The sequence below is a fragment of the Ralstonia mannitolilytica genome (assembly GCF_000954135.1).
Lineage (GTDB): Bacteria > Pseudomonadota > Gammaproteobacteria > Burkholderiales > Burkholderiaceae > Ralstonia > Ralstonia mannitolilytica.
Map to the genome: position 1 here is coordinate 59,298 of NZ_CP010801.1, position 14,225 is coordinate 73,522.

At 64.1% G+C, this 14,225-nt stretch carries 21 protein-coding genes and 1 pseudogene; 13 read left to right on the forward strand and 9 right to left on the reverse strand.

Annotated elements, in window-relative coordinates; all coding sequences use genetic code 11:
- Positions 1 to 16: 16 nt before the first annotated feature.
- From TK49_RS23000 to TK49_RS23045, 10 genes are all read left to right on the forward strand, one after another.
- Positions 17 to 982, forward strand: coding sequence for a chromate resistance protein ChrB domain-containing protein (locus TK49_RS23000; RefSeq protein WP_024542615.1), 966 nt, complete (start codon positions 17 to 19; stop codon positions 980 to 982).
- Between the two features lie 18 nt (positions 983 to 1,000).
- Entirely contained in the window at positions 1,001 to 2,206 is a 1,206-nt protein-coding gene (locus TK49_RS23005) for a chromate transporter (RefSeq protein ID WP_092582997.1), read from the forward strand.
- 16 nt (positions 2,207 to 2,222) lie between these two features.
- Positions 2,223 to 2,813, forward strand: coding sequence for a superoxide dismutase (locus TK49_RS23010; protein WP_024542613.1), 591 nt, complete (start codon positions 2,223 to 2,225; stop codon positions 2,811 to 2,813).
- Between the two features lie 35 nt (positions 2,814 to 2,848).
- The gene (locus tag TK49_RS23015) at positions 2,849 to 3,310 is read left to right on the forward strand and encodes a chromate resistance protein ChrB domain-containing protein (protein WP_024542612.1); all 462 of its coding nucleotides are present in this window, start codon (positions 2,849 to 2,851) and stop codon (positions 3,308 to 3,310) included.
- 20 nt (positions 3,311 to 3,330) lie between these two features.
- The gene (locus TK49_RS23020) at positions 3,331 to 3,945 is read left to right on the forward strand and encodes a 3-keto-alpha-glucoside-1,2-lyase-like domain-containing protein (protein WP_024542611.1); all 615 of its coding nucleotides are present in this window, start codon (positions 3,331 to 3,333) and stop codon (positions 3,943 to 3,945) included.
- Between the two features lie 18 nt (positions 3,946 to 3,963).
- The gene (locus TK49_RS23025; RefSeq protein WP_024542610.1) at positions 3,964 to 4,368 is read left to right on the forward strand and encodes a hypothetical protein; all 405 of its coding nucleotides are present in this window, start codon (positions 3,964 to 3,966) and stop codon (positions 4,366 to 4,368) included.
- 16 nt (positions 4,369 to 4,384) lie between these two features.
- Positions 4,385 to 4,690, forward strand: coding sequence for a hypothetical protein (locus TK49_RS23030; protein ID WP_024542609.1), 306 nt, complete (start codon positions 4,385 to 4,387; stop codon positions 4,688 to 4,690).
- Positions 4,683 to 5,951 carry an MFS transporter gene (locus tag TK49_RS23035; RefSeq protein ID WP_029769034.1) on the forward strand — a complete coding sequence of 423 codons (1,269 nt, stop codon included), beginning with the start codon at positions 4,683 to 4,685 and terminating at the stop codon, positions 5,949 to 5,951. The genes TK49_RS23030 and TK49_RS23035 overlap by 8 nt, the downstream gene beginning before the upstream one ends.
- 43 nt (positions 5,952 to 5,994) lie before the next feature.
- Positions 5,995 to 6,930 (forward strand): DUF1259 domain-containing protein, encoded by a 936-nt coding sequence (locus TK49_RS23040; RefSeq protein ID WP_024542565.1) that lies wholly within the window; start codon positions 5,995 to 5,997, stop codon positions 6,928 to 6,930.
- Positions 6,931 to 7,238: 308 nt separating this feature from the next.
- Positions 7,239 to 7,913: a YncE family protein gene (locus TK49_RS23045; RefSeq protein WP_369812462.1), complete on the forward strand. Its 675-nt coding sequence runs from the start codon at positions 7,239 to 7,241 to the stop codon at positions 7,911 to 7,913.
- Here TK49_RS23045 and TK49_RS23050 read toward each other — a convergent pair.
- From TK49_RS23050 to TK49_RS23080, 9 genes are all read right to left on the reverse strand, one after another.
- On the reverse strand, positions 7,910 to 8,467 hold the full coding sequence (locus TK49_RS23050) for a recombinase family protein (protein ID WP_003100847.1): 558 nt from the start codon (positions 8,465 to 8,467) through the stop codon (positions 7,910 to 7,912). The two genes, TK49_RS23045 and TK49_RS23050, sit on opposite strands and share 4 nt — an antisense overlap.
- Positions 8,461 to 8,832, reverse strand: a complete 372-nt coding sequence (locus tag TK49_RS23055; RefSeq protein WP_003100853.1) for a hypothetical protein — start codon at positions 8,830 to 8,832, stop codon at positions 8,461 to 8,463. The genes TK49_RS23050 and TK49_RS23055 overlap by 7 nt, the downstream gene beginning before the upstream one ends.
- Entirely contained in the window at positions 8,829 to 9,329 is a 501-nt protein-coding gene (locus tag TK49_RS23060; RefSeq protein ID WP_003100856.1) for a hypothetical protein, read from the reverse strand. The genes TK49_RS23055 and TK49_RS23060 overlap by 4 nt, the downstream gene beginning before the upstream one ends.
- Complete coding sequence (locus TK49_RS23065) at positions 9,326 to 9,652, reverse strand: hypothetical protein (protein ID WP_003100858.1); 327 nt, start codon at positions 9,650 to 9,652, stop codon at positions 9,326 to 9,328. The genes TK49_RS23060 and TK49_RS23065 overlap by 4 nt, the downstream gene beginning before the upstream one ends.
- 254 nt (positions 9,653 to 9,906) lie before the next feature.
- Complete coding sequence (locus tag TK49_RS24360; RefSeq protein ID WP_003465043.1) at positions 9,907 to 10,263, reverse strand: cupin domain-containing protein; 357 nt, start codon at positions 10,261 to 10,263, stop codon at positions 9,907 to 9,909.
- Positions 10,264 to 10,310: 47 nt separating this feature from the next.
- The gene (locus tag TK49_RS24835; protein WP_003154411.1) at positions 10,311 to 10,484 is read right to left on the reverse strand and encodes a hypothetical protein; all 174 of its coding nucleotides are present in this window, start codon (positions 10,482 to 10,484) and stop codon (positions 10,311 to 10,313) included.
- Between the two features lie 15 nt (positions 10,485 to 10,499).
- Complete coding sequence (locus tag TK49_RS23070) at positions 10,500 to 10,886, reverse strand: HepT-like ribonuclease domain-containing protein (protein ID WP_003100872.1); 387 nt, start codon at positions 10,884 to 10,886, stop codon at positions 10,500 to 10,502.
- Positions 10,883 to 11,173 carry a nucleotidyltransferase family protein gene (locus TK49_RS23075; RefSeq protein ID WP_001247892.1) on the reverse strand — a complete coding sequence of 97 codons (291 nt, stop codon included), beginning with the start codon at positions 11,171 to 11,173 and terminating at the stop codon, positions 10,883 to 10,885. Before TK49_RS23075 ends, TK49_RS23070 begins: the two co-directional genes overlap by 4 nt.
- A gap of 177 nt (positions 11,174 to 11,350) precedes the next feature.
- Entirely contained in the window at positions 11,351 to 12,193 is an 843-nt protein-coding gene (locus TK49_RS23080; protein WP_024542567.1) for a helix-turn-helix transcriptional regulator, read from the reverse strand.
- A 117-nt stretch (positions 12,194 to 12,310) separates the two neighbouring features.
- Between TK49_RS23080 and TK49_RS23085 the strand changes: the two genes are divergently transcribed.
- The 3 genes and pseudogenes from TK49_RS23085 to TK49_RS24365 all read left to right on the forward strand — a co-directional run bounded on the left by TK49_RS23085 (position 12,311) and on the right by TK49_RS24365 (position 14,094).
- Positions 12,311 to 12,844: a carboxymuconolactone decarboxylase family protein gene (locus tag TK49_RS23085; protein ID WP_024542568.1), complete on the forward strand. Its 534-nt coding sequence runs from the start codon at positions 12,311 to 12,313 to the stop codon at positions 12,842 to 12,844.
- Positions 12,845 to 13,030: 186 nt separating this feature from the next.
- A complete protein-coding gene (locus tag TK49_RS23090) occupies positions 13,031 to 13,420 on the forward strand; it encodes a cytochrome P460 family protein (protein WP_073665606.1) in 390 nt (129 codons plus the stop codon).
- Between the two features lie 73 nt (positions 13,421 to 13,493).
- Positions 13,494 to 14,094: pseudogene (locus tag TK49_RS24365) on the forward strand (uracil-DNA glycosylase family protein).
- The last annotated feature ends 131 nt before the right edge of the window (positions 14,095 to 14,225 follow it).

Sequence of the window (14,225 nt, forward strand, 5' to 3'; positions counted from 1 at the left end):
AATCTAAGCTGCCGTCATGACTGCCCCTCTCGATTCCTGGCTCCTGCTGATCGTCAGCCTGCCAACCGCGAGCGCAACCGCGCGCATGCGCGTCTGGCGCGCGCTCAAGGCGCTGGGCTGTGCCGCCCTGCGCGACGGCGCCTACTTATTGCCTGCCCACGCGGAACAAGCCCCCCAGTTGCGCGAGTTGGCCGACGAAGTCGTACGGGAAAACGGCCAAGCCTGGCTGCTGCACGTCCAGGCCCCAGGGCCGGATGAGGCGGCGATCTATCAGGCCCTATTCGACCGCACCCCTGATTACACGGACTGGTTGGCCGAGCTGTCGGATGCCCGCAAGACGCTCCCCGGCCTGGCCGCGGCGGAACTCAACCGCCTGCACCGTCGGCACGCCCGCACCTATGAGGCCATCCGCAAGATCGACTTCTTCCCCAACGAGGCGTCGATCCGTGCGCAGGCGCAGTGGCGGGACTTTGCGGGCGCCGTCACTGCCGTTCAATCGCCGGGTGAGCCGCATGCGGCCGCCGGCAGCATCCCGCGCCGCGACCCTGCGCAGTATCAGGGCCGTATGTGGGCCACACGCCAGCATCTGTGGGTCGATCGCGTTGCCAGCGCCTGGCTGATCCAGCGCTTCATCGATCCGCACGCGCGCTTTCTCTGGCTGGAGAGCCCCGCCGATTGCCCGGCAGATGCGCTGGGCTTCGACTTTGACGGTGCGACCTTCACGCACGTCGGCGACCGGGTGTCGTTCGAGGTGCTGCTCGCCAGCTTCGGCCTGGACGGCAATCACGGGCTCGCCCGGCTCGGCGCGGTCGTGCACGCGCTGGACGTGGGCGGCACCACCGTGCCGGAAGCTGGCGGCTTCGAAGCCATCCTGGCCGGCGCTCGCAAACGACTGGCCGATGACGACGCGCTGCTGACAGAGATCGGCAGTGTGCTCGATTCCCTCTATGCCCACTTCTCCGGCAGCCGCAAACCAAGCTGACTTCACTGCACAACCATGATGAACACGACCCCATCCACCGCGCCCACGCCACCGCAGCCTCACCACGAACGCCCGTCCTACACGCTCTGGCAACTGGTGCTGTATTTTGTGCGGCTCGGCACCCTGGGCTTCGGCGGCCCCGTGGCGCTGGCCGGCTATATGCGCCGCGACTTGGTGGACGCGAAGCAATGGATCACCGAGGCTGACTACAAGGAAGGCCTCGCGCTTGCACAGTTGGCACCCGGCCCATTGGCCGCGCAATTGGCGATTTACCTCGGCTATGTGCATTACCGCATCCTCGGGGCAACGCTGATCGGCATCGCCTTCGTGCTGCCGTCGTTCCTGATGGTGGTGGCGCTGGGGTGGGCTTATGTGCGCTTCGGCGGCCTGACCTGGATGCAGTCGGTGTTCTACGGGGTCGGTGCGGCCGTGATCGGCATCATCGCCATCAGCGCTTACAAGCTGACGACCAAGAGCGTTGGCAAGGACAAGCTGCTGTGGGCGGTCTACCTGGTGCTGGCGGCCGTCACCGTCATCACGGAATCGGAAGTGGCCTGGCTGTTCCTGGCCGGCGGTGTGCTCGTCTGGTTCTGGCGCGCACCGCCCAAGTGGGTACGTCAGGGCAAGGTGAATGCGCTGGCCGCGACACCGCTGCCGGCGGCCAGCGGCATCTTCAGCTCAATCGACTGGCCGCTGCTGTCGCAGATCGGCGTGTTCTTTGCCAAAGCGGGCGCCTTCGTGTTTGGCTCGGGCCTGGCCATCGTGCCATTCCTCTATGGCGGCGTGGTCACCGAACACCACTGGCTCAACGATAAACAGTTCGTCGATGCGGTGGCCGTGGCAATGATCACGCCGGGGCCGGTGGTCATCACGGTGGGCTTCATCGGCTACCTGATCGCGGGCCTGCCCGGCGCTTGCGTAGCAGCGGCTGGCACGTTCTTGCCGTGCTACCTGTTCACCATCCTGCCGGCGCCGTACTTCAAGAAGTACGGCAAGCTGCCCGCCATCCTGGCGTTTGTCGACGGTGTCACAGCCGCCGCCGTGGGTGCCATTACCGGCGCGGTGATCGTGCTGGCCAAGCGCTCCATCGTCGATGTGCCGACGGTGTTGCTGGCGCTGGTGACGGTCGCGCTGCTGCTCAAGTTCAAGAAGCTGACGGAGCCGGTGATCGTGGCCGGCGCCGCGTTGATCGGCCTGGCGGTGTATCCACTGCTCCACCACTGAATCGGGCGAGACGACCATGACTACCCAAATGAAGCCGCTGGCATGCGATCCGACCAAGCTGTCCGGCTTGTCGGAGAAGCTGATCGCCAGCCACTACGAGAACAACTACGGCGGCGCCGTGAAGCGCCTGAATGCCATCGCGGCGGCGTTTGCGGCGCTCGATGTGACCACGGCTGCGGGGTTCGTGCTCAACGGCCTCAAGCGTGAAGAGCTGATCGCCACGAACTCCATGATCCTGCACGAGGTGTACTTCGACAGCCTTGGGGATGGCGGGCCGTTGGGGGGCAACCTGAAGGTTGCCATCGAACGCGATTTCGGCTCGGTCGAGCGCTGGCAGGCCGAATTCACAGCGATGGGCAAGGCGCTTGGCGGCGGCTCCGGCTGGGTGTTGCTGACCTACTCGCCGCGTGATGGGCGGCTCGTCAACCAGTGGGCAGCGGACCACACCCATACGCTGGCCGGCGGCACGCCAATCCTGGCGCTCGACATGTACGAGCACGCGTACCACATGGACTACGGCGCCAAGGCCGCGGCCTATGTCGACGCGTTCATGCAGAACGTGCACTGGGCGCGCGTCGCCGAGCGTCTGGCCACCGTGCAGCGGTAGTGCCTTTCCATCAACTAATCGCAGCGGAGGTTGTCATGCAGTGGATTACGCGCGAGCGCCCCAAGATCGATCGCATTGCCTGTCCCTGGCTGATCGCCCGCTTCATCGATGAGACGCCGGAGTTCCTCTATGTACCGTCGGGCGATGTGGTGCGCATCGCCAACGAACGTGGTGCGATTCCGTACGACATCCCTGGTGTGGAGCTTACGCATGTCGGCGAGCTGTGCAGCTTCGACGCCTTCCTCAACAAGTACCGCCTCGGCCAGGACGCCGCGCTGCAGCAGTTGGCCCGCATCGTGCGCGGCGCGGATACGTCGCGGCTGGACCTGACGCCGCAGTCCAGCGGGCTGTATGCCATCTCGCTCGGACTCTCGCAGGTGTATGCCGACGACCACGAGATGCTGGAGCACGGGCTGGTGATGTACGACGCCCTCTATGCGTGGTGCCAACGCTGCCAGGCCGAGACGCACAAGTGGCCTCCCAAGATGCCGGCCTGAACCGGCCAAGGAGACGAGCGATGAAGCGGACCCTGCTGATGCCTTGGCTGCTGTTGTTGGCCATGCCGGCGACAGGAGAAACGATCCTGTTCACCCAGGACAAGCCTGGCGCATTGCCTGCGGGATGGGTGGCTGGCGTCACCGGCCACGGCACGCCCAGATGGACCGTTGAGGCGGACGCTGCCGGCACCAACGTGCTCAAGCAGTCTGGCTCCGGCGATTTCCCGTGGTGCGTGAAACAGGGTACCGCCGTCGCCGACGGGTTCGTCGAGGTGAAGTTCAAGCCTGTCGCTGGTCATGAAGATCAGGCCGGGGGCGTCGTCTGGCGCTGGAAGGACGGCAACGATTACTACGTCGCGCGCGCGAACGCGCTGGAGAACAACGTCTCGCTGTACTACACGACGGGTGGTCACCGGCACACGCTTCGCTACCAGGATGCGCCGGTTGCCGCGCAGGCCTGGCATACGTTGCGGGTGGAATTCGCGGGCGATCGCATTCAGGTATCGCTGGATGGCAAGCGCTACATCGACGTGACGGACGATCACATCCGCGGTACCGGCGCGGTTGGGGTCTGGACCAAGGCCGACAGCGTGACCCTGTTCGACGCGTTCTCGTACGGCACCACCGCGAAGTAATACAGAGAGGAGAAAGAAGTGAATTTCAAGTCGGAAGTGGGCGGGACCAAAGGCCGGTTGCCATGCGCAATTGTCTGGGCTGGAATCGCGATGCTATGTACCACCACTTCGGTGCTGGCCGATGAAGGTTTCAAGCACCTGAGCGGTGCTGAACTCAAGAAGGCGATCGTTGGCAAGACCATCACTGATGGCACCCACTGGTCGGACAAGTTCAAGCCCGACGGCACGGTCGAATCCGTCATGCACGGACAGGTCCTAGGCGGCCGCTGGCGCGTGCGGGGCGGCGAGTTGTGCATTGCCGATTCCAACGGCAAGGGCAAGCCCCAGGCCGAGGATTGCTTCGAAGTCTGGCGCCATGGCCACGCAATCGAATATCGGCGCAATGGAAACGGCTTTGCGCAGGGGGATTTGGTCAACAGATGACGTATCGGAGCCCACCATGTCGAATGACGCCCAGCAGCTCGCTGCAATCGTTCTCGCCTGTTCATTAGCCTTCGCGATCGCCGGCTGCAAGAAGAACCCGTTTGGCGAGCGCAGCAGCGAGGTCGTCGGTATTGCGCAAGTCCCGGCGCCAGTCAAAGCGACGATTGATCGGCAGGCGGGCGGGCGGGCGATCGGCGAAATCGAGAAGCAGACGCAGAACGGCCGGGTCCGCTACGAGGTCACGCTCGGCAGTGGAAGCGACAAGTCCACCGTGCTCATCGGCCAAGACGGTCAGCAAATCGCCGACGAAGACGATGACTGAGGCTGTACATCACGGCCTGGCATCTGCCGTGGCCGCCACCCGGGGCCGGCTCACACGCTGGCTTCTGCCGTCGGGCGTTGATGCAGGTGCCTGGTTCATCCTTGTCGGCCGGGCACTGCGCGGTTTTTGCGACGGCTACATCGCCGTGCTGTTGCCGGCATACCTGCTGGCGCTCGGGCTCACCCAGTGGGCCGTCGGGCTCGTTAGCAGCGCCACGCTGATCGGCTCGGCGCTGGCAACGATTCTGGTCGGCATGCTCGGCAGTCGCTTTGCGCCGCGCCGCCTCCTGATGCTGGCGGCCGCCTTGATGGCGGCGACCGGCGTGGGCTTTGCCGGGCTCTCCGATCTCTGGCCGCTGCTGGCCATCGCCTTTGTCGGCACGCTCAACCCCAGTTCAGGCGATGTCAGTGTGTTCCTCCCGCTGGAGCAGGCGCGTCTGGCGGAATCGGCTTTGCCCGATGCCCGTACCGCGCTCTTCGCCCGCTACAGCCTGATCGGGGCGTTTTCCGCCGCCATCGGTGCCTTGGCCGCAGCCCTGCCTGGCTGGCTCGCTACGCATAGCGGCCTGTCTTTCCTGGCGGCGATGCGAGCGATGTTCTTCGTCTACGCATTGATCGGTGTCGCACTCTGGGTGCTCTATGCGCGTCTGCCTCTGCATCAGCCGCAATCAGGCGGGGCTGCAACTCCACTGGGGCCTTCGCGCGGCATCGTGATCCGGCTGGCGCTGCTTTTCAGCGTGGATGCGTTTGCGGGCGGCCTGGTGGTCAACGCACTGCTATCGCTGTGGCTGATGCAGCGTTTTGGCCTTTCGCCCGGGGCCGCAGGCCAGTTCTTCTTCTTTGCGGGGCTGCTGACGACGGCGTCCCAGCTCGTCGCCGTGCCCCTCGCGCGCAAGATCGGCTTGCTCAACACGATGGTGTTCACGCATATCCCGTCCAGCCTCTGCCTGATCGCGGCGGCGTTCGCGCCGTCGCTGGCCTTGACCCTGGGGCTGCTGCTCGTGCGCAGCGCGCTCTCCCAAATGGATGTGCCGACCCGAACGGCCTACGTGATGGCGGTGGTGACGCCGCCCGAGCGCACCGCCGCGGCAAGCCTGACCTCGGTTCCCAGAAGCCTGGCCGCTGCCATCAGCCCGACACTGGCCAGCGCGATGCTCGCCGCCGGCTGGATTGGCGCACCGTTGGTGGCCTGCGGCGTCCTGAAAATTGTCTACGACCTCGCCATCCTGCGCGGATTTCGGCGCGTCGAACCGCTCAACTGACCGAGGCGTTTCCCCGTCCCCCCCCCAACCCTTGGAGTATGAAATGGCTTTGCGAACACCGATTGCTCTTGCCCTGGCTGCAACCGTCAGCGTCTGTGCCATCGCCCACGCGGCGTCGCCCGCGCAGCGAGCCGCCCTGGATACCGCTCGCATCGAACAGGTCACCGGCCTGAAGGGCAGCTTCTCCGAGCGGGAGAACGTCTTCAAGGTGTCGAAGCCGCGCAACGATGTCCCCATCCAAGTGGACGGCGTGGCCATGCCGCCCTTCATGGGACTGACCTCCTGGGCGGCGTTCACGCCAGCCCATGACGGCCACGCCATGCTGATGGGCGACACCGTGCTCTTCGAGGATGAGGTGAACCCGGCCATGAGCGCGGCACTCGACGCCGGGCTGGAGGTCACGGCACTGCACAACCACTTCTTCTTCGACCGGCCTCGGGTGTATTTCATGCATATCGGCGGCATGGGCGACCCGGCCGAACTCGCCGCTGGCGTAAAGAAGGTCTACGACAAAATCGCCGAGATTCGTGCGGCGAACCCAGCTCCCGGGACGGCGTTTCCCGGCAAGATCGCCAGCGAGAACAAGATCACGCCGGCGCCCTTGGACGCCATTTTTGGGACGAAGGGGCAAGCCAGCAATGGCATGTTCAAGGTCGTGATCGGTGCCAAGGGCACCATGCACGGTGTGTCCTTCGGCAATGAAATGGGGCTGAACACCTGGGCCGCGTTTGCCGGCACCGATGACGAGGCCGTGGTGGATGGTGACTTCGCGATGCGCGAAGACGAGCTGCAGCCCGTGCTGAAGTCGATGCGGGCCGATGGCATCAACATCGTGGCCATTCACCAGCACATGACGCACGAGCAGCCGCGCTACATGTTCCTGCACTACTGGGGCAAGGGCAAAGCGGTCGACCTGGCAAAGGGCGTGAAGAAAGCCCTGGACGCGCAGGCCAGCGTGCACAAATCAGTGATGCGGTGAGCGCGGGCCAGCATGTCCGGTCCCCGCGCTTGTCTGCGGTCCTCAAAACTTTGAGAGCCATGCACACCCGATCGCCGATACTCGAAGGCTGCACGTCATTCAGGTGCGTACTCGCACTTGCCACCCTCGCACTCGGTTTGGCACTTACCGTCAGTGCGGCAACGCAAAGGCCGGCCGGGACACTGCCGTTGCGACATGTGGGCGACTATCCGTTACCTGGCGCCACGACGCGCTGGGACTACCTCAGCTTGGACCCGACCAGGTCGCGGCTGTTTGTCGCCCACCTCGGGGATAGCGCGGTGGTTGTCGTGGACACCAAAACCAAAGGGGTGCTGGCCACGATCAGCAACATCCGTCATGTCCATGGCACGTTGGCCGTTCCGGAGCTCGACCGTGTGTATGCCTCCGCGACGGGGACCGACGAAATCGTGGCAATCGACGCCGCGACGCTGAGAATCGTCGCCCGTATTCCGGGAGGCATCTATCCTGACGGCGTCGCCTACGCCCCGGAACTCGGCAAGCTGTATGTTTCCGATGAGACCGGTAACACGGAAACGGTAATTGATGCCCGCACCAGCCAGCGAATAACGACGATCGCGCTGGGCGGCGCCGTTGGGAACACGCAGTATGACCCGGTTTCGAAGCACATCCTCGTCAACGTCCAGGGACGGGGGATCTTGGCCGAGATCGACCCGCGCACCGATCAAGTCGTGGATCGCATCCCATTGCCCGGTGCCGAAGGAAACCATGGGCTGCTGATCGTGCCCAAGCTGCGACTGGCGTTTATCGCGTGCGAGGGCGACAGTCGCTTGCTGGTGTTGAGCCTGAACACCAGACAGGTGGTTGCAAGCTTCGGGGTTGGACAGACGCCCGACGTCGTGGCCTACGACGCGGCGCTCGGATGGTTGTATGTCGCTAGCGAATCCGGCGTCTTGACGATCTTTAAGGGGTCGTCTCAGAAAACGGAAAATAAAGCACGCTAAGCGTGCGTGGAGGCTGGCACCCAGCGGTACAGCGTCGGAATGGACACGCCGAGGTTCTTGGCCACGTCCTTGGGCGGCACCCCGCTGGCCAGCAGCTTCTTGGCCGACTCGATCTTGCTGTCGGTCATCTTCGGCTTGCGGCCGCCTTTGCGGCCGAGCTGCTTGGCGACTTCCAGCCCGGCGCGGGTGCGCTCGACGGTCAGCTCGCGCTCCATTTCGGCAAGGCTCGCCATGACGTGGAAGAAGAACCGCCCGGATGGTGTGCCGGTGTCGATGGAGTCGGTGAGGCTCCTGAACTGGACACCGTGCTTGTGCAGATCGCCGACCAGATCGACCAGTTGCTTGACCGACCGGCCCAGCCGGTCGAGCTTCCAGACGACCAAAGTATCGCCTTCGCGCAGCATTTCGAGCGTCTTGGCCAAGCCAGGCCGGTCTGCCCGCGTGCCACTCACCTTGTCCTCGAAGACCTTTTTACATCCGGCCTTGCTCAAGGCTTCGCGTTGCAGCTCCAGGTTCTGATCCTGCGTCGAGACGCGCGCATAGCCAATCAACATGGCTTGTCTCGCGCCCGGTCGATGCGTTCCTGCATCGCCTGCATCACTTCTTCGTGGGTGTACGATCTGGCGTTGGCGTCGGTGGCTTGCCGCAGGGCTTCCTCAACCTCGCGCGTCATCCGCTCGTAATCCTCCGGCCACAGCGCTTGCTCCATGCGCAGCGACGCCTGACCCAGCAGGTGCAGCAGGCTGAACAGCCGCATGTCGTTGGTGGCGACGATGCGCTCCCGAATCTGCTCCTGAATAGCTTCGCTAGCCCGATGCGCTTGTGGTGTGGCAGTCCCCTCGTAGTCAGCGGGGAATTCCGCTTCCTCGGCAATCCTTGCCCAGGCGCTGGCCAGCGCCTCGATGGTTGACGTGCTCATTTCCGCCGCTCCTGTGCTCTTTGGCGAATCAACCGGCCAAGGGGCCTCGACGCGAAAACCAGCAGCATCACGCCTATCGGATACCAGGTCGAGAAGACCACCAAGGCATCGAAGGCTGGCCGTCCGGTGTTGGTAGGCAGTACGGCGGTCACAGCCATCAACCCGCCGACCGTCCAGATGATGCGCCACACGTAGGGCATCACGCGGGGCACGTAGCCGTCATCGAAAGCGGTCTGGTAGTAGCGGCGCAGGCCGCGCTCGGCAAGCGCCTGGCGCTGCCGCTCCGACAGCGCATCCGTCCGGCCATACCAGCGCCGGAATGGTGGACAGCGCAGCAGCAAAGGGGTGAAGAGGATCATCACCGCCACGATCGCGACACCCCACGCCATGACGGCGCCGGCATCGGGCCGCTTGGCGTTCTCGATCACGGGCGCGAAGACGCCCGGAGCACCGATCATCCAGAACAGCGCAATGTGCTGATGGAAGGAGAGCTTCATTTGCTCATCCACTTGCGCAGCAGGCGCTTTTTCAGGGAGGCGCGTTCTTGCGGGTTGCGTCCCTTGTGATTGGCGATGCGATCCGCCGTGGCGGCCTGGCGCTTGACGGGCCAGTAGGAGCGGCCATCCTTGCCCATCGACCAGACGCTGCTGGCCTGGTTTTCCAGCAGGGGCAGATGGGCGCTCAGGGCTTCGGGCGACGCGCTGGTCAGCGCCGTGCGCTCACGGGTGCGCCAGCGCTGATGCCAGAGCTTCTTGTCCTCGCGCTCGCTGCCGCAGGTCGTGTGCCCGACGATGGGTGTTTTGCGGCGGCTGCGGCTCATAACGTAGTGGTCTCCAAGAACATTCAGGACTGATCCCAGGCGTCGATGGTCAAGACCTGATCGGCAGGACAGGCGGCTACGCGGTCGGGAACTGGATGGTGTTCAGTCTCATGCCGACCCCATTCGATTGATCGCGTCGCTTGCGGCACGCTGCGACGCAAGGAGGTTTGCGACCTGGTTTAGCAGCCGTGTCCGCTGCATGTCTGTTACCTATCTCCCCGACCGCTCATTGGACCAACTCCAGAGATTGGGCTCTATCGCTCAGCCAATACGAAACCGGCATTGGCTGATGCCACAACCGAGACGAACACAAATGGCTCGGTACCTGTATTTCGCGCCCCGTGCACTTGGCCCGGTCTTGCCACGGCTATCTCACCTTCCCTGAGGGCACGAACAATCCCATTGCCCTGAAAGTAATCAGCCATTCCCGACAAAACAGTCCACGTGTCTTGGCCGTGAGGATGAATGTGAGCCGCAATTTCCTGCCCGGGATGGACATGCCAAACCACGATAATTGAGTCTCGGGTTTCAAGCACAACGGAACGAATAGGCTCGCCTTCGGACGGCTGAACATACTCGGCTACAGAAAATATTCTCGATTCAACAGTCATCGGAGATCCCTCTTTCACAGTGCCCCCAGACAGGCTGGATATGAGTTCTAACTCGAATTTGAACGGGAGGCTGGTCGTGCGGTCGTGCAGTTGCCGATGAGCGTGTCGGCTGCTGCCTCCTTGCCCACCAGCGAACTCACGTCCGTTGCGGCCATCCAGAAGGTCTTGCCCGAGCGCGGCTCATAGGTCGCGGGATCGAACACGCCAGAGGGGCCGAACATCGGCGGCTTGATTGGTCATGGCTCCATGCCTTTGTCGTTACGGTCTTCATCGTCGGCATCCTGACGCACGGCGGGCAATTGCTGGAGCAACGCCGGCAGCCATTCCTGTACCGTCTCCCACACCACATCGAGGTTGATGTCGAAATAGCCGTGAGCCATGCGATTACGCATATTGCGCATGCTGCGCCACGGCACGTCGGCATGCGCCTGGGTGAACTCGACGTAGCCATCCATCACCTTTGTGGCCGCCTCGCCGATGACGATCAGGCTCATGATGACGGCCTGCTGGGTGCGCTTGTCGGCCAAGAAGTCGTCCTTGGCCATCCCTTCCACGAAGCTGCGCGCATCGGTTGCGGCCTGCTGAATGTGGTCGAGGTAATCGGGCAGGCGGTTCTCGCTCATATCGGTTGCGCCTCCGCGAGCACCTTGGCCCGGAACTTCGGCGGCAGGTCGCCGGGAGTCAGCAGATCGACGTCAACGCCGAGCAGCGATTTCAGTTCTTCTTCCAAATCGCCCAAGTCCAACAACGTGGCACCGGGCAGCGCATCGACCAACAGGTCGAGGTCGCTGCCATCCCGGTCGGTGCCATGCAGCACCGAGCCGAAGACGCGCGGGTTCGCGGCGCGAAAGCGGCCTACCGCTTCACGCACTGCGCTTCGCTTCATGTCAAGCACAACAGACGGTCGCATGCGCATCCTTTCTTATCGAAACTCGTTGAGATGATATGCAATCAAGAATAGAATTTCAAGAACTATTTTCGAGAATCGCAATGCCTTGATTCCCGTGCCGCGCCTGTGAATTTCACCCGCTCGACGAGCGCAACACCGACGCCGCCTACGCCAAGAACCGGCGAATCGACCTCAAACTCACGAACCGCTGAGCGACGCGTCACCGCGCTGCTGCGCCAGCCAGTCGCGCGGGGCGCAGCCCATGCGCACGCGGAAGGCGCGCGCCAACGCGTTCGGGCTGCCGTAGCCGACGCGGTCGGCCACCACCGCCACCGGACGCCCCTGCTTGAGCAGGGTGCAACTGACGTTCATCCGCCAGTCGGCCAGATAGTCGCCCGGCGTGACGCCCACCGCGTCTTTGAACGCGGCGGCGAAGCGCGCGCGTGACATGCCCGCCTGCGCCGCCAGCGCCTCGAGCGACCACGCGGTCTGCGGCGCATCGTGCATGGCGGTTATGGCGCGCGCGAGTTTCGGGTCGGCCAGTCCCGCCAGCAGTCCGGTGGCGCCAAGCCGCCCATCCATCAGATAACGCAGCAACTGGATCAGTAGCAACTCGCACAAGCGGTCGATGGCGGCCTGCCGACCGCACTGGTCGCGCTCGGCTTCGGCAAACAGCAGCTCTAGCGTCGGCCCGAGGCCGGGCAAGTCCGCCAGCGGAATCAGCAGCATCGACGGCAAGGCCATGGCCAACGGATTGCCCGTCGAAGCGCCCAGATCGACCTCCGCACACAACAGCTCAGCGGTATCGCCGGGGGCGGCGACAAAACGATGCGACGCCACGCGCGGATAAAACAGCAGGCTCGGCTCGGTAACCAGCAGATCTTCATGCACGGGCGAACGCGCCGTAATCGGGCCGCGCCGCACCAGATGGATATAGCCATGCGGCGCCGCGTAATGATGCTGCTCACAGAAGGCGCCGCTGTGAAAAACGCGCGCCGAAAGCGAGTAGTGCCGGAGCAAGCCGGCCAGTCGATCCGCCATTCCACTCTCCATATAAGACGATAGGTTACGTATTTGATACTTTACGTGCCATATCGTACCAAACAAAGGGCGATCATGCCCACTTGCTCTTGCACCTCACCCACTACGGAGATAGACATGACCCAAATCGCCCCCCTGACCATCGACACCGCTGACGCCGCTACCGCTGCCACACTCAAGGCCGTCAAAGCCAAGCTCGGCATGGTGCCGAACCTGCTCGCCACGCTGGCCCACGCGCCGGCAGCGCTCAACGGCTACCTCGGCCTGTCCGAAACGCTGGGCACCGGCCGCCTGAGTGCCACCCAGCGCGAGATCGTTGCGCTGGCTGCCGGTCAAGCCAATCGCTGCCAGTACTGCCTGAGCGCACACACCCTGATCGGCAAAGGTGCCGGACTGTCGGCAGAGGCCATCGCCGCGGCCCGCACCGGCCAGGCGGCCAACGCACTTGACGATGCAATTGCCGGCTTTGCCCGCGCGCTGGTCGAGCAACGCGGCGTGGTGTCGGCCGACGCCATGGCCAACTACCGCCGCGCGGGGCTCGACGACGGCCTGATACTGGAAGTGATCGCCAACATCGCGCTGAACACGCTCACCAACTACACCAACCACATCGCCGACACCACGGTGGATTTCCCCGTGGTCGCCGTCTGATCTCCATAGGCATATAAGGAGAACACAACGAAAATCGCACTCACCGGCGCTCTGCTCGCCAGCGCCCTCGTCCTGCCACTGGCCGTCACGGCCGGCGACTTTTCGCCCTATGTGGACAGCCAGGGCGGCATCAGCCGCCCCACAGACTTCCGCACAAACTTCGTCCACCTGGGCTCATATGCGGTGTTGGACGAAAAATCCGCCTCTCGCGGCCTGCACGATGTGTACACCGAAAAGGCCTCGGCCGAGCACTACCGCAAGACCGGCAAGTTCTTGGACGGCGCCACGCTGGTGAAAGAGATCCGCAAGCTCGAAACCAGCGCCATGACCACTGGCAACCCTGTGGTCTGGGGTTCCGATGCGGCCGTGTGGTTCGTGATGGTCAAGGACGCCAAAGGCCGTTTCGCCAGCAACCCCTTGTGGGGCGACGGCTGGGGCTGGGCGCTGTTCAAGGCCGACGCCCCCGCCAAGAATGTCGCCGTCAGCTACGAAGCCGACTGCATGGGCTGCCATGTGCCGGCGGCCAAGACCGACCGCGTATTCATCCAGGGCTATCCGACACTGACCCAGCACTGACTTGCTGCCGGGTTACGCTTCGCGCAGGATGGCACCTCCGTCCTGCGCGAGCCACCCTTTCCGGAAGCGCGCCATGCCGACACTCGACGCCTTTCTGACCGACGTCCGCGCCTGCACGCGCTGCGCACCGCATCTGCCACACGGCGTGCAGCCGGTCTTCCAGTTTCACCCGAGTGCGCCCATCCTCATCGCCGGCCAAGCACCGGGGGCCCGGGTCCATGCCTCAGGCGTGCCCTTCGACGACGCCAGCGGCGCGCGTCTGCGCGCCTGGCTGGGCGTGGACCGCGACACCTTCTACGACCCTACCCGCATCGCCATTCTGCCCATGGGCTTCTGTTATCCGGGCACCGGCAAAAGCGGTGACCTGCCGCTACGCCCGGAGTGCGCCCCCCGCCTGGCGCGAAGCCTTCATGCAGCGTTTCGAGCGCCTGTCGCTGGTCATCGTGCTGGGCAGCTACGCCATGGACTACCACCTCGGTACTGGCAAGACGCCGCTCACCCGGGTGGTCGAAGCCTGGCGCGAGCACTGGCCGCAAGCGTTCCCCCTGCCTCACCCTAGCCCGCGCAACAATCGCTGGCTGGTGCGCAACCCCTGGTTCCAACAAGACGTGCTGCCCGCGCTGCAAGCACGCGTCCAGGCAGTCCTCACCGCCAACCCCAAGGAAACCCCATGACCGACGACACCGCCGCCATTACCGAGCTGCTGCACAAGTACTACGACACCCTGGCCTGGGCGAACGGAGACAGGCACCGGCTTTGGAGCGATGAACGACGGCTTCAGGTGCGGTAGCTGACGCCTGGGACC

Bases quoted from the DNA above. Each gene is read 5' to 3' on its own strand.
- TK49_RS23030 (WP_024542609.1), top strand. From the start codon at position 4,385: ATGTCGAATGACGCCCAGCAGCTCGCTGCAATCGTTCTCGCCTGTTCA.
- TK49_RS23035 (WP_029769034.1), top strand. From the start codon at position 4,683: ATGACTGAGGCTGTACATCACGGCCTGGCATCTGCCGTGGCCGCCACC.
- TK49_RS23085 (WP_024542568.1), top strand. From the start codon at position 12,311: ATGACCCAAATCGCCCCCCTGACCATCGACACCGCTGACGCCGCTACC.
- TK49_RS23075 (WP_001247892.1), bottom strand. From the start codon at position 11,173: ATGCGACCGTCTGTTGTGCTTGACATGAAGCGAAGCGCAGTGCGTGAA.
- TK49_RS23050 (WP_003100847.1), bottom strand. From the start codon at position 8,467: ATGTTGATTGGCTATGCGCGCGTCTCGACGCAGGATCAGAACCTGGAG.
- TK49_RS23000 (WP_024542615.1), top strand. From the start codon at position 17: ATGACTGCCCCTCTCGATTCCTGGCTCCTGCTGATCGTCAGCCTGCCA.
- TK49_RS23060 (WP_003100856.1), bottom strand. From the start codon at position 9,329: ATGAAGCTCTCCTTCCATCAGCACATTGCGCTGTTCTGGATGATCGGT.
- TK49_RS23065 (WP_003100858.1), bottom strand. From the start codon at position 9,652: ATGAGCCGCAGCCGCCGCAAAACACCCATCGTCGGGCACACGACCTGC.
- TK49_RS23010 (WP_024542613.1), top strand. From the start codon at position 2,223: ATGACTACCCAAATGAAGCCGCTGGCATGCGATCCGACCAAGCTGTCC.
- TK49_RS23015 (WP_024542612.1), top strand. From the start codon at position 2,849: ATGCAGTGGATTACGCGCGAGCGCCCCAAGATCGATCGCATTGCCTGT.
- TK49_RS23020 (WP_024542611.1), top strand. From the start codon at position 3,331: ATGAAGCGGACCCTGCTGATGCCTTGGCTGCTGTTGTTGGCCATGCCG.
- TK49_RS23070 (WP_003100872.1), bottom strand. From the start codon at position 10,886: ATGAGCGAGAACCGCCTGCCCGATTACCTCGACCACATTCAGCAGGCC.
- TK49_RS23005 (WP_092582997.1), top strand. From the start codon at position 1,001: ATGAACACGACCCCATCCACCGCGCCCACGCCACCGCAGCCTCACCAC.
- TK49_RS24360 (WP_003465043.1), bottom strand. From the start codon at position 10,263: ATGACTGTTGAATCGAGAATATTTTCTGTAGCCGAGTATGTTCAGCCG.
- TK49_RS23055 (WP_003100853.1), bottom strand. From the start codon at position 8,832: ATGAGCACGTCAACCATCGAGGCGCTGGCCAGCGCCTGGGCAAGGATT.
- TK49_RS23040 (WP_024542565.1), top strand. From the start codon at position 5,995: ATGGCTTTGCGAACACCGATTGCTCTTGCCCTGGCTGCAACCGTCAGC.
- TK49_RS23080 (WP_024542567.1), bottom strand. From the start codon at position 12,193: ATGGCGGATCGACTGGCCGGCTTGCTCCGGCACTACTCGCTTTCGGCG.
- TK49_RS24835 (WP_003154411.1), bottom strand. From the start codon at position 10,484: ATGTTCGGCCCCTCTGGCGTGTTCGATCCCGCGACCTATGAGCCGCGC.